The sequence below is a fragment of the Alteromonas sp. W364 genome (assembly GCF_031846205.1).
Taxonomy (GTDB): Bacteria; Pseudomonadota; Gammaproteobacteria; order Enterobacterales; family Alteromonadaceae; genus Glaciecola; species Glaciecola blandensis.
Window position 1 is genome coordinate 102,791 of record NZ_JAVRID010000004.1, and the last position, 13,964, is coordinate 116,754.

Consider the following 13,964-nt stretch of genomic DNA (forward strand, 5'->3'; position numbering starts at 1 on the left):
GGTAACATTATGGGCATTTCATCATTAGGGGTCGGTTCTGGACTGGATCTCGAAGGATTAGTAGCACAACTACTAGAGGCGGAGCGCGCCCCAAAAGCAGCTCGCTTGGATGCCCGTGAAGAAACCATTGAGTCCGAGATTTCAAGTCTCGGACAAATCAAATCTAAATTATCTGAATTCAAAGACACTGTTGACGATCTTCGAAAAGATCAATCGTTAACTGGTCGCGAACCCACAATCAGAAACCCATCAGAAGACACCGAACCTTTTACTGCAGAAGCATCCAACTCGGCTTTAACCGGTGAGTACGATATTACCGTTGAGCGCTTGGCAAGCGGCACGAGAATTGAAACAGAGAATGCAGCATTTGCATCATCGAGCGATTCTGTTGCTGATGCAGACGGGTCTCTAACTTTTCGAGTAGGTGATGCGGGTGAAACGTTTACACTTAATATCGCTGCAGGTACCACCCTCGCGGAATTGCGTGAACAAATTAACGATGCCGAAGACAACTTTGGTATCACTGCCAACATCATCAACACCGGGACCGACTCGGGTGGTGTTAAGTTGGTCATAAATTCTTCTGTGACAGGGCAAGGCAACGACTTGAATATTATCAATGATAATGATCTTGTGGGTTTGAACAGACTAGCCACAACAAATTCAACTGAGTCGACTGCCTTATTAACACCAACACGTGTCGCTGAAAATGCACAGGCCATCATCGATGGTATTACAGTGCAAAGCGACACGAATAAGTTCGAAAACACCATTCAAAACGTTACGTTTACTGCGAAAGCTGTTTCTGAAAAGAACGCGAATGATGTATTTCAGTCGTCATCTCTTGTCATCGGTTTTGATGAAGAAGCCTTAGACGAAAAGATCCGAGCATTTGTGGAGAGTTATAACTCTTTGAATGATGAAATCCAAACACTGACCCGCTACGGTGAATCCTCGTTGGAGGAGGATGGCGCTCTAGCAGGCGACTTTACGGTGCGCGGCATACAGGCTGGCCTAGGTAATATTTTGAGTGGCACAGTATCTGAATCAGCCTTGGGTGGCCTTTTCCAGATTGGTATTGAATTGACCAGTGATGGAAAGCTTGAAATTGGCAGCTCTGATTTTGGTTTGGGTACCGGTGAGAGTCGGTTAAGTGACGCATTAGAAGATAACTTCGATGAAGTGTCTAAGCTATTCACCGCTGACGATGGCATCGCAAATAAATTATATGACTTTCTCGATCAATACACTAAGTCAAATGGTGTTCTTGCCGATAGAGAAACATCAGCAAAAGATCAACGAGATCAATTGCTCGATGACCGAGCGGCTTTCGAATTACGTTTGGTCAGTTTTGAAGAAACATTGCGTGGACGTTATCTAAATTTAGACCAAACGGTCGCGCGTTTACAGCAAACCAGTTCGGCCTTACTTGCTTCTTTGTAAGCAAGTTCGGTAAATGGATAGCAACATTACGTTTAGTAATTGATAAATCTACTAGCCTCCTCGAAAGGTAAGTTTTCACATTCGAGGCGTCATCAAAAAATTAGAAATAGTAGAGTATCACCCATATTTGGAGATCATATTGCATGGCCCTTAAAGGCATTAACGCATACAAAAAAGGCAGTCTGAAACAAGACGTCGCCACCGCCGATCCTCACCGTTTGACCTTGATGCTTATGCAAGGCGCTCTCGACCGTATGGCCTATGCGAAAGGCTGCATGGAGAGAAAAGATCTAGCCGGCAAGTCTGAGCATCTATCGAGAGTCAGCGCAATTTTAATCAATCTTCGCGATACTTTAGACTTAGATATTGGTGGCGAAGTCGCTGATAACTTGTATGCCCTATATGATTATATGGTGCAACGTCTGGTCGACGCGAACATGCAAAACAGCTTGCAGATAATGGATGAAGTGATTAACCTGCTGTTACCGATTAAGACAGCATGGCTGAGTATCCCCGAAGAAGCAAAGCAAGAGGCATACGAAGCTCAACGTCAAAAACGCCAATCAGTGTGAGTAAAATTGAATTGAATCACGAGCTAACGCCAGAGCGCCTTAGCGAAATCAATGAGTCGATATGTGTGTTGTTAGCGGCTAAAGAGTTAGATGATAAAAATCTTCGTCTGAAAGTGACTCAGCGAGATGAGTTCATCCAAACACACTTACAATCACTGTCGACTGATGAGCGCAAAGCATTTGCAAATGCTGAATTATCTGTGAACAACCGACTTCAAGCAACAATAAAGAACTTATTCACCGACTCATTAAGTGAATTGAGTGGTTTAGTCAGGGGTATGAAAGCGGTCAAAAAATATAAGTGATACCCAAACATTATGTTGAACGATATCCGTGTCCATATACATCAAAATGAGCAACAACAAGAAGCCATTGAGCAACGTTCAGCTGCTTATATCTCTGAAACAATTCAACAAAATAGGCTTGCTTTTGCACGCCATATTCCAAGCTTAAATGGTGAACTAGACGCCATACGCAGTGACAATATTTCTATATTTTGTAATAAAAATGAAGAGTACAATATTGTCGATTTTGGACTAGGTCGCACACTTTATGGTGAGCAACCAGGTGCTGAAATACTCCGTCAATGTCAACATTTTGCGCAACATTCGGCTATTTTATCTTTCTCAGAGGATAGGCGCCCTCCATTTTCTGGCAGTCAGAGTGAGCAGGAAGAAGCTGAGCAAAAGAGTACATCAATGTTACTCCAAGAGCTAAGAACAAACGCACAATTTGTTGATGCTCACGCAAGTCAATCTGACGTCTTAGTCATTTTGGGCTTGGGTCTAGGTCAACATGTCGACTTCTTAGTCAATTATTTGCTGAACGCTAAGGCCCCTGTAAAGCACATTATTATTTATGAACCAGAAGCACAGTACTTTAAAAGTGCTTGTATGGTGAAAGATTGGCGCATGTTGCTTGAACTCATACAAGAGCATGATATTGGTTTGTATTTTCAATTGGGCAAAGACGCCAGCACGTTAGTACAAGATTTAAATGAACTGAAAACGCATTTCCCTGTAAAACAGGCTTTGGTATATCAACACTATTATGCACCTGCTTTCGATACTGCAATGCATGCAATTCGCTCATCAACATGGGAAGCGCTTAGTAGGCAGCAAGGTTCGTTTGGCCGCAAAGAATCATTTCAGCAATACACCCAAGCTTGGGCCTTAAGCCAGAATGTTGAGGAACTTGTCGCAAGCGATTGTCAACATCCTCAATTTGTAAAAAATCTGGCGGCATTCAAACAGTATTACCCGAACATTCATGCCGAGTTTGAAAGCTATCAACCTGTCTCATGGTCAGTGGTTGAGAATAAAGCGCATGAAATTAATTTGCTCAATCACTTTAACGGTGCGTGTTTTTATGGGCCAGAACCCAAGCAAGATGGTTTGGAGAACTACCAAAGCTTTGAAAAGAATCCGAATAAAGACGGATTGATTTTAGGGTACAACGGCCAAAAGCTAAAACACTATTTGCACTACCGGATGGTCAAGAAAACCGAACGTTTGTTGGCGAAAGCTGAAGACGAAGCCGGTATGTTGCCAGACACAATAAAGTCACTTATTTTGTTTGGATTAGGTGCAGGCTACGAGCTAGAAAGTCTGTTAGATAATCGAGAAGTCGAGAAACTTTTCATTTGTGAGCCTAACCGTGACTATTTTTATGCTTCGTTATACGCAATTGATTGGGCTGGCATTTTACAAAAAATTGATGCGCAGGGCGCCAATCTGTACATCAACATAGGCGATGATGGGACTAACTTATTTAGAGATCTATTAGGTCAATTTTACAATATTGGCCCCTATGTTCTGAGCCAAACATTTTTCTACCAAGGGTATTACAATGCGTCGTTGAATGCCGCCATCGTGCAGCTTCGTGAACAGCTTCAAATCGTTGTCTCCATGGGCGAATATTTCGATCATGCGTGTTTTGCTATTGAACACACCAAAGAAGCCTTACGTAAAAATGTGCCGTTTTTAAAAGCGAAACCAAGCCAATATCTGAATGCAGAAGAGAAAGAATTACCAATTTTGTTTGTAGGAAATGGGCCATCTTTAGACTACAGCTTGGAAACAATTCGAGAGCTACAAGATCAGGCGATTGTGATTTCATGCGGAACCTCATTACAGGTGCTACATCGTAATAATATTGTTCCCGATTTTCATGCTGAAATTGAATTGAACAGGGCTACCTATGATTGGGCGTGCCGAGTCAATGATCCCGCCTACCTGAAGAAAATAACGCTGCTCAGCTGTAACGGAATTCATCCCGATACCTGTGACTTGTACAAAGATGTGATGATTGCCTTTAAGGAAGGCGAGTCAGCGACAGTTTCAGCGCTAAACGTGATTGGCGAAGACAAAGCTGAGTCATTGGCCTTTGCTTTTCCAACGGTCAGTAACTTCGCTATTAACTTGTTCTTAAGGCTTGGATTCCATCAATTCTATTTGTTTGGTGTGGACATGGGGTTTGTAGACAGCACTCAGCATCACTCAGCGCAGTCTGGTTACTACGATGAGAAAGGCAAAGAGATGTACAAGTATGCCGAAGCAAATAATACGGGCCTGCTGGTACCGGGCAACTTCCGTTCAGTGGTGAATACCAAACATGAGTTCAAGTTAGCTAAAACAATCATTGAACAAGCCTTAGCGTCCCAGGCTGTAGATTGTTACAACACTAGCGATGGTGCGCGTATTGAAGGCACATCTCCATTAGATATTGATAATATCTTATTAATGACGAGTCCTGAGCTTAAGTCTCAAACGCTACAAACATTACAGACCTGTTTCTGTCATCTACCAGAAGGGCAGTTCAATCGAAGCTTTGATGAAAAGTACGACATGAATAAGCTGCAGGGTGAGCTAAGTCAGCTAAACGAGATGTTGAACCTTGAACTGCACGATCAAGACGATATATTTGAGATAGTCGAAAAACAAAAGCAATTTTTATTTTATTCTTACAAGCAGGGCAACTCGCTATTCTTTTATTATTTATATGGCTCGATGAATTATATTAATTCTGTGTTGAGTAAAGCCGCTATGCATCAGAATCGAGAAACCGCTCTAGAAGTTGCAAATGAAGCGATATTGATTTGGCAAAACTTGCTTAGCAACGTCAAACTTTTGTTGTCAAATCCAGCGCAACTATTTGACACTTCATCGAGTTTTACCTTAACCCGAGAGCGTTTTATCAAAGCAGCTCAAGCTAGCCAAGATATCCATTTTATTATTTTCGATGGTGCACTTAAAAGTGCAGTCGATAGAGAAATACAAGATCTATCTGAAATATATCCACTGCAAGCGCTATGTGTTGACGGCAATCAGATATTGTCGGAGCCGCAATATGTGGATGAGAACGCAACAGATAAGATTATATTGGTGAATAGTCGCAGTCAGTGGGAGGCGGTCACCGAGTTACTACATGCCATGAACGAGTCTGAACATGCGTGCGATAGACACAACAACATATTGATTTGTATCGCTTGTGATTACGAACCTGACTGGATTTCTTCTGCTTCACATTTTGAGCACTTACAACTTGGTTTTCAAGTGCTACCCAGCTTATTGGAAAGTGGTGACATTGAGCAATATAAGCAAGGTGAAGTGCCATTTGCACCGCTTAAGCTTCATTTAGAAAGTGCAATTAACCACCTTGGTGACTTAGATAAGCAACTTATTTTTATACAAAAATTAGAATTTTCTGAGCTTGGCTTGAAAAATGCATTGCATTCGATATTGGAGCATGCAGAAACTGATGACGCAGCCTCCAAAGATCCTGTATTGCAATCAGCAGCGACGGATGACGAAACCCGTGCGTTTGCCTATATTGAGCAAATTATATTGGATAAGGTCGTTTGTGATGGCTTTGTCGACTATAAAAACTATATTGCAATACCAAGGCAAACGAGCAATGACAATAAAGACGAGTCTGCGCAAAATGCGACAGAGCTCGATTCTGTTGGTTCTCGTGGCTTAAAGATCGCAAGACAACTAAGCGCATTAGAAGTGTTTCAGAATTGGCAAAAGCACGCGGTAGTTGAAAAGAATATTGGTGTTTACCAAAAGGCAAAATAAGCATGTTTGATAATAAAACGATACTCATTACTGGTGGGACTGGCTCATTCGGAAAGCGATATGTTCAGCATATTCTCGCTAACTACAGCCCGAAGCGAGTGATCATATATAGTCGCGATGAATTAAAGCAATTTGAGATGCAGCAAGAGTTTTCTCATAAAAGTATGCGCTACTTTATTGGCGATGTAAGAGACGCCGCGAGACTTGTCAGTGCAATGCGCGGTGTGGATTATGTGATCCACGCTGCAGCACTAAAACAAGTGCCCGCTGCAGAATACAACCCTAATGAGTGTATTAAAACGAATATCAATGGCGCGCAAAACGTGATTGATGCGTGTATAGAAGCGAAAGTACACCGCGTTATTGCACTGTCTACAGACAAGGCAGCCAACCCTGTTAATCTGTATGGTGCAACAAAACTGGCTTCTGACAAATTATTTGTTGCTGCAAATAACATAGCTGGTGCTGATGGTCCTCGATTTGCCGTTGTCAGATACGGCAATGTTGTGGGCTCAAGAGGATCAGTTGTGCCGTTTTATCGACAACTATTGGCCCAAGGCAAAAAAGTATTGCCGGTTACCCACGACGAAATGACCCGATTTTGGATCACCCTAGATGAAGGCGTTGAGTTTGTATTGAAAAACTTTCAACGCATGCAAGGTGGTGAAATTTTTATTCCAAAAATACCATCCATCAGAATACTCGATTTAGTCGAAGCGATGTGTGGTCATCGAGAACATGAGCTTATTGGTATTCGTCCTGGTGAAAAGTTACATGAAATTATGGTTCCTGCTGAAATGGCGCACCATTCTTATGAGTTTGATGATCATTTTGTGATTACTCCAGCCATCAAGTTCTTCGATAAAACCGTTAGTTATGCTAAAAATAGCTTGGGTGAAGAAGGCAAAAAAGTAGATGATAAATTTGAGTATCATTCTGGTACTAATCATCATTTCCTTAGCGTTGATGAATTAAAAGATTTGGACAAGCAAACCTTATGATCCCTTACGGCAAGCATCATGTTGATAGCGACGATATTGACGCTGTCGTCGATGTATTAGAAAACCATTTTCTGACGCAGGGCACCAAAGTGCCTGAGTTTGAACAAGCCTTATGTGATTACACGGGGGCAAAATATTGCACTGCTGTGAACAGCGCAACATCTGGTTTGCATGTAGCTTGTCTGGCCGCAGGCGTCGAGGCTGGCGATCTTGTGTGGAGCACGCCTAATTCCTTTGTTGCATCGGCAAATTGTGCTTTGTATTGCAATGCGAAGGTTGATTTTATCGATATGGACCCTGCCACGCGTAACATTGATATCGAAAAATTAGCGAAAAGAGTGAACGCAGCTAAACGGGATAACGCCTTACCAAAAGCCATTATCGTCGTTCATTTTGCAGGATTTAGTTGCGATATGCAGCGAATTTCGAGCTTACTAAAGGACACTGATGTTGTCTTGATTGAGGATGCTGCGCATGGTTTGGGCGGTTCTTATCACGGTAAAAAAATTGGCTCATGTGAGTTTTCGGACATGTCCGTATTGAGCTTCCATCCAGTGAAAAGCATTACCACCGCAGAAGGTGGCGCAGTGATGACCAATAGTGCTGAGTTCGCAGAGCGCTTGGTTTTATTTGCCAAGCATGGCGTCACGCGGAATCAAGATTTATTTGAAGGTAGCCCAGAAGCCCTACTGCAGCAAGGCCCGTGGTATTACCAACAGTTAACATTAGGCTACAACTATCGATTGAGTGATATGCAAGCCGCCCTGGGTATTTCTCAGCTTAAGAAGCTTGATGGCTTTGTTGCAGCGCGACAAAAGTGTGCTGACTTTTATTTTGAGAAGCTAAAAGGTCTGCCGGTCGTCCTGCCAATTGACGAAAAACAAACGACTACGACAAATGAGAAAGGCAATCAAAGTGGTTGGCATCTATTCATGATTGAATTGCTCGATGATGAGAATTGCGAAAACGCAGAAGCGATATCCGCTAAACGAAAACACGTTTTTGAGCAGTTACAACTGAAAGGAATTGGCGTTAACGTACATTACATTCCAATTCATTTGCATCCTTATTATCAATCCTTAGGCTTTAAAGCTGGTGATTATCCGTGTGCTGAACGGTTTTATAATAGAGCCATTACCCTTCCTCTTTATCCAAGCTTAACTGAACAAGAACAACAAAAAGTAGTGGACACCTTAACGGAGATATTGCAGTGAAGATAGCAGTGATCCCGGCACGAGGCGGGAGTAAGCGTATTCCCAAGAAGAACATAAAAGCATTTGCTGGACAGCCCCTCATCGCTTATTCAATAAAAGCGGCACAAGAAAGCGGGCTGTTTGATGACATTATCGTATCTACAGATGATGAAGCGATTGCTGAGCTTGCCAAACAATTTGGTGCAAAAGTGCCTTTCATGAGACCTGATGTACTTTCCGATGATATGACAGGCACGCGTCCGGTGACAAACCATGCTATAGAGTGGTACCGAGACAATATCGCGACACCCGCATTCTGCTGCTGCATTTATGCAACGGCACCTTTTTTACAAGCAAAGTATCTTCAGCAAGGGCTTCAAGGTTTACTTGATGATCCGAGTAAGGGCTTCGCATATTCAGTCACTAGCTTTCCTTTTCCGATCCAGCGAGCATTGTTCCTAAAAGAAAACTACGCTTTCCCAGCATTTCAAGAAGATATTTATAAGCGCTCACAGGACTTGCCAGAAGCGTATCATGACGCTGGGCAGTTTTATTGGGGCACTACCGAAGATTACTTAAGCCCAAAAGCTATTTTCTCTGAACACGGTATTCCTGTTGTATTGCCGAGACATTTAGTGCAAGACATTGATACACCCGAAGACTGGGACAGAGCTGAATTGATGTATCAAGCATATATGATGTCACAGGCTGCAAAGTCATGAGCGGCGAAAACAAAGAAAAAATTCTAGTGATCAGAATGCTAGGACTCGGTGATGTCACCTGTATTGGCCTGCCAGCTGTTCGCTATCTCAAGCGCAAACATCCTGAGGCAGACATTCATGTATTAAGTTACGCAGCCGGAAAAGAAATGATGGCACTGGCTGAACCGGGCATAAAAACCTTTGGCTTGGATAAAGGAGAGTGGCCGGAAGATATTATTCAAGCCATGGAGTCGTTCTTAGGTTTAGCAGAGCAAATTATAGGTGAGGCTTACACAAAAATCATCAACTTGGATACTTGGTTTATGCCTTGTTTCTTGGCGCGTTTTCTAAAGGATGCTGGCGAGCCGGTGCAAGGTAACTATATTGGCATGTCTATCGCAGACCTTATCGATCAATTTCAGAATCAAACGCTGCAACCCTCGTTTGTGAATGATCCGAGTCATTATATGCAAAGCACTTGGTTTAGCATGATGCGGTGGCACACTACTTGGTGGGAAACGGATTACTTGCCAGAGGGCGGGTATCCTGAATTTTATCTAAAAACATGTTGTGGTTGGCATGACTTAACACTCGATATGCACATCGATGTTACTCAAGATCGTGCTCTTGCCAAAAAACGGAAACAAAAAAAGGTGATTGCCCTGGCAACTGAAGCAAGAACATCAGAACGCAGTTATCCTTATGCTGAGGCACTTAAAAACGCGCTTCAACTCGCCGGTTTTGAGGTGTGGTCTCAGTTTGATGGCACACAATCCTTGCGAGATACTCTCGCCATGCTGAAGTCCAGTGACTTGCTAATTTCAGTGCCATCAGCACCTCAGTGGATGGCCACTGCGGTGAACTGTCCCTGTATGATTATCAGTGGTACGGTTGACCCTAGAACCTTAATGCCGGATTACGCCACAGACATGTCACATCAACCAGCGGAAGTCGATAGTTTAGTCGAGGGTGTGTTGAGTATATTTGATGGTAGTGTAGATGGTGCAAAAGAAAATACCTATTGAGTAGATATAGGCCACTAAGAAAGGCCATTTAGAAAGTAAAACAGCGTCAAGTTTATTAATTCATTAAGAGAGTCATTCGAGTGAGCTCTCTAAGCGCAAAAGGACCAGTAATATGTCGGGCAAATTAGACACACAACACGAAAACGCAGCACAAGCGACTATTCGTATTGGTGATGACGATTTATTCGTAGACATCGGAAAAGGCCACAAGCCTTTCATCATTGCTGAGTTGAGCGGCAATCATAGCCAAGATTTTGCCTTAGCTAAAAAGATGGTGCACGAAGCAGCAAAAGCAGGGGCACATGCTATAAAGCTACAAACCTACACAGCCAGCAGCATGACCTTAGACCTTGACTCCGGTGACTTCGTTATTCAGGAAAAAGACAGTTTATGGGCTGGAGAAAAACTGTTTGATTTATATGGTAAAGCATCCACGCCTTACGAGTGGCATGCAGAGCTCTTTGCACTGGCAAATAGTCTGGGGATGCTGGCATTTAGCTCCCCATTCGACGAAGATGCAGTGGATTTTTTAACAAGTTTAAATGTACCTTGTTTTAAAATTGCATCATTTGAATTGACTGATATTCCCCTTATTCGCAAAGTCGCGAAGCAAGGTAAACCGATGATTATGTCGACTGGCATGGCAACGATCAGCGAAATTGAAGAAGCGGTAAAAACAGCTAAATCTGGGGGTTGCGAGCAGATTATTTTGTTAAAATGCACGAGTACTTACCCAGCATTGCCGGAAAACACTAATTTAGCCACCATTCCAAACATGCGAACCACATTCGATTGCCAAGTAGGCTTATCTGACCATACTGCAGGTATTGGTGTGTCTGTAGCGAGCGTTGCTTTCGGTGCAAGTGTTATTGAAAAGCATTTTGTTTTATCACGAGATGCCGGTGGCGTAGATGCTGAGTTTTCAATGGAACCAAACGAACTGGCTCAATTGGTGTCTGAAACTGAACGTGTTCATCAAGCCATGGGCAAAGTAACTTATGGTGGCAGCCAAGCAGAAGAAAAATCTAAGCAGTATCGTCGTTCTATTTATATCTGCAAACCAATCAAAGCGGGTGAAACTCTGAGCAGAGAACATGTGAAAATTGTTCGTCCAGCGCATGGCTTAGCGCCTAAACATCTTGATACGGTTGTGGGTTCGATCGCGAAGGAAGATATGCATATAGGGACTCCGCTAAGCTGGGCACTGATTTCTACACAGGGTTCGTAAAACGTCATGCAGCTAATATTCCGAGTCGAAGGTAATCAACAAGCGGGGCTTGGCCATCTAATGCGGTGCTTTGCTCTCGCACAGGCTGCTCAAGAAGCACAGATCGAGTTTACATTTGTTTGTACCGAGTCAACTCAGCGCTTCTTACAAAGCCGTCACCAATGGCAGGGTAACACTGCACTTATTCCAAATGGTGCCAGCATTGATGATGAAATTAATATTATTCAGGGGCTCTTCGCTGCAAAACAGGGAAAGGATACCATCAACAATAAGCCTGTATTTTTGGTACTAGATGGCTATCAGTTTGACTACGATTATCAAAAAAAACTCAAATCCGCAGACCTCCCTTTTGCTTACTTTGATGATATCAATACCTTCTTAGCCAATGGCCAACAACACCTAGCCAATATTATTATTAATGGCGCGCCTTCTGCCACAGAACTCGGTTATGAGCAAAATGCGAGTACTAGTCTTTTGTTGTTAGGCGATGCTTATCAAGCTTTGCGTCTGGAATTTTTGGACTTAGCCCCTATCCCTATTTCTGAGCGTCATTCTATGCTTGTCTCATTTGGTGGTGCAGATGCACAAAACCACTCCTTACATTTACTCGCTGCATTAAGTGCCTTGCGAGTAGAAATACCAGTGCGAGTAGTGACAGGCGCCGCGTATGCAAATACAGGCGAATTGGATGCATGTATTAGACAAGGTCGCATAGAATCACACGATCAAGCTTTCGATATCTCTATGCCTGTGCAGCATGTTCATGATGCTCAAGACATGGCCGATATGATGCTTCATAGCAAGTTAGCGGTGTGTGCTGCTGGAGGTAGTCAATTTGAGCTACTCCATTGTTACACTCCAAGCTTTTTGCTAGTGGTGGCTGACAACCAATACCCGGCGACGCAAAAGGCAAGCCAGCAAGGCTGGTGTGAAGCTGTTGATTGGCGAAAAGAGCCGGTCACTTGGGACGATTACTTAGCCCTAGCAACACAGCTTTCACTTGCGTTCGATCAAGACAAGGCGCTAGAAAAATCGCAGCAGATGGCTATTGAACAGATGCAAGGGCGACAAGCGCAAGGCTTTGGTATACACAACATACTTGACGCGTGTATCGCGCAAGCTAAGTTTGTGGCGAACGAACAATGATAAAACATGAATTGAGTGGTTATGGGCTTGTGCTTCGCCCGATTGAAGAAAAAGATTTAGTACAATTGTTAGCGTGGCGAAACCGTGAAGATATCCGCAGTATGATGAAGTCACAAGACATCATTTCGATGTCAGATCATTTGGCTTGGTTTGAAGGCTTAGCGAATAAACCACACGTCCAACATTTTGCGGTGTGCTATAAAGGAACGTTGATTGGTGCGGCTAATATCATGACTGAGTCTGATAGTTTAAGCCTATGTCAACACGTTGAACCAGGCTTATATATTGGTGATGAGAAGTATCGTGGCAACATCCTTGCCTTTGCCCCCAGCTTAGTGCTGAACGATTACTGTTTTGACACCTTGAATGTGAGCTCCTTAACGGCGACGGTGCATCACAATAATTCACAAGCGATTTCCTATAACGAAAAGTTAGGCTATCGAATTGCAAAGCGTGGAGACTGGCTAACAATGACATTAAACATTGAGGACTATCTTGAGGCGACTAAAATGGTAAGGCGTTTCCTTTCACGCAGCAACACAAACAAAAAACCGCAAAAGAACGATAAGAAGGATGAGGCATGAGCACAAACACTGAAAAACTAGAGGCGGCATTCGTCACCGCTTTGGATATTGACGCGAGTGCCGTCACCGATGACTTGGCTTACAATAGTATCGAGCAATGGGATTCCACGGCACACATGATTTTGATTGCTGAATTAGAAGATCAATTTGATGTGATGCTAGATACCGACGATATTATCGACATGAGTTCGGTTGGCAAAGCCAAAGAAATACTAGGTAAATATGAGCTTAGTTTCTAAGGATAAAGCCCCAGCTATTCTCATCACAGGAGCAAGTGGCGGTATTGGTCTTGCTACCCTCATCGCGTGCTTAAAAGAAAATTGGCACGTGTTTGCTGCATGCCGCGATGAAAAAAAGTTAAAAGAAACGCTGGCTAGTGCAGATATCAGTGCTTCGGATATTGAGCATCATCTTACCGTGCTCACTTACGATGTATCAGATCAAGAGGCAGTGAAACAGACGTTTAGACAAATTCAACAATCACCATTCTCACTCTATGGCTTAGTCAACAATGCTGGTGTGATGTTGGACAGTATGCTCGGTATGACATCGCTAGCGCAATTTGAGCAGCAGCTTTTGGTGAATGTCACAGCTTGCTTTCAACACTTGCAACTGGCAAGTCGGCTCATGACCAAACAGAAACAAGGCAGCATTATAAACGTAAGTTCGGTTGTTGGTCTCGACGGAGCCTCTGGACAAGTCGCTTATAGTACCAGTAAGGCTGCGCTTTTAGGTATGACTAAATCGGCTGCAAAGGAGCTCGCTAAGCTCAATATAAGAGTCAATGCGGTCGCACCGGGTTTCATCGAAACGCCATTGACGGATGCTTATCAAGATGAAAAACGCCAGGCGGTGCTTAACAATGTGGGTATGAAACGTGCTGGCACCGCCAATGAAATTGCTGCCACCATCGTCCATCTTCTGCGCTCGGACAGCGCTTACATAACTGGCCAATGTATCCGTGTTGATGGCCTGATGACCGTTGCTTAAAA

The 13,964-nt window shown here is 43.3% G+C and carries 13 protein-coding genes; all 13 read left to right on the forward strand.

The features are described 5' to 3' along the window. Positions 1-9: 9 nt before the first annotated feature. The 13 genes from fliD to RM556_RS07750 all read left to right on the forward strand — a co-directional run bounded on the left by fliD (position 10) and on the right by RM556_RS07750 (position 13,962). Complete coding sequence (gene fliD, locus RM556_RS07690) at positions 10-1,443, forward strand: flagellar filament capping protein FliD (protein ID WP_311374323.1); 1,434 nt, start codon at positions 10-12, stop codon at positions 1,441-1,443. A 143-nt stretch (positions 1,444-1,586) separates the two neighbouring features. Next, entirely contained in the window at positions 1,587-2,015 is a 429-nt protein-coding gene (gene fliS, locus RM556_RS07695; RefSeq protein ID WP_311361584.1) for a flagellar export chaperone FliS, read from the forward strand. After that, positions 2,012-2,320: a hypothetical protein gene (locus RM556_RS07700; protein ID WP_311361585.1), complete on the forward strand. Its 309-nt coding sequence runs from the start codon at positions 2,012-2,014 to the stop codon at positions 2,318-2,320. The genes fliS and RM556_RS07700 overlap by 4 nt, the downstream gene beginning before the upstream one ends. 12 nt (positions 2,321-2,332) lie before the next feature. Beyond that, positions 2,333-6,094 carry a 6-hydroxymethylpterin diphosphokinase MptE-like protein gene (locus RM556_RS07705; protein ID WP_311374324.1) on the forward strand — a complete coding sequence of 1,254 codons (3,762 nt, stop codon included), beginning with the start codon at positions 2,333-2,335 and terminating at the stop codon, positions 6,092-6,094. Between the two features lie 2 nt (positions 6,095-6,096). After that, entirely contained in the window at positions 6,097-7,095 is a 999-nt protein-coding gene (pseB, locus tag RM556_RS07710; protein ID WP_311361587.1) for a UDP-N-acetylglucosamine 4,6-dehydratase (inverting), read from the forward strand. After that, positions 7,092-8,309 (forward strand): UDP-4-amino-4,6-dideoxy-N-acetyl-beta-L-altrosamine transaminase, encoded by a 1,218-nt coding sequence (pseC, locus tag RM556_RS07715; RefSeq protein ID WP_311374325.1) that lies wholly within the window; start codon positions 7,092-7,094, stop codon positions 8,307-8,309. Before pseB ends, pseC begins: the two co-directional genes overlap by 4 nt. Beyond that, positions 8,306-9,010 carry a pseudaminic acid cytidylyltransferase gene (pseF, locus tag RM556_RS07720; RefSeq protein ID WP_311374326.1) on the forward strand — a complete coding sequence of 235 codons (705 nt, stop codon included), beginning with the start codon at positions 8,306-8,308 and terminating at the stop codon, positions 9,008-9,010. Before pseC ends, pseF begins: the two co-directional genes overlap by 4 nt. Next, positions 9,007-10,014, forward strand: a complete 1,008-nt coding sequence (locus RM556_RS07725) for a hypothetical protein (protein WP_311374327.1) — start codon at positions 9,007-9,009, stop codon at positions 10,012-10,014. The genes pseF and RM556_RS07725 overlap by 4 nt, the downstream gene beginning before the upstream one ends. Positions 10,015-10,126: 112 nt before the next feature. Then, entirely contained in the window at positions 10,127-11,242 is a 1,116-nt protein-coding gene (gene pseI, locus RM556_RS07730) for a pseudaminic acid synthase (protein WP_311374328.1), read from the forward strand. A 6-nt stretch (positions 11,243-11,248) separates the two neighbouring features. Further along, on the forward strand, positions 11,249-12,388 hold the full coding sequence (pseG, locus tag RM556_RS07735) for a UDP-2,4-diacetamido-2,4,6-trideoxy-beta-L-altropyranose hydrolase (RefSeq protein WP_311374329.1): 1,140 nt from the start codon (positions 11,249-11,251) through the stop codon (positions 12,386-12,388). Beyond that, the gene (locus tag RM556_RS07740) at positions 12,385-12,972 is read left to right on the forward strand and encodes a GNAT family N-acetyltransferase (protein ID WP_311361593.1); all 588 of its coding nucleotides are present in this window, start codon (positions 12,385-12,387) and stop codon (positions 12,970-12,972) included. Before pseG ends, RM556_RS07740 begins: the two co-directional genes overlap by 4 nt. Then, on the forward strand, positions 12,969-13,211 hold the full coding sequence (locus RM556_RS07745) for an acyl carrier protein (protein WP_311361594.1): 243 nt from the start codon (positions 12,969-12,971) through the stop codon (positions 13,209-13,211). Before RM556_RS07740 ends, RM556_RS07745 begins: the two co-directional genes overlap by 4 nt. Then, on the forward strand, positions 13,195-13,962 hold the full coding sequence (locus tag RM556_RS07750) for an SDR family NAD(P)-dependent oxidoreductase (protein WP_311374330.1): 768 nt from the start codon (positions 13,195-13,197) through the stop codon (positions 13,960-13,962). Before RM556_RS07745 ends, RM556_RS07750 begins: the two co-directional genes overlap by 17 nt. The last annotated feature ends 2 nt before the right edge of the window (positions 13,963-13,964 follow it).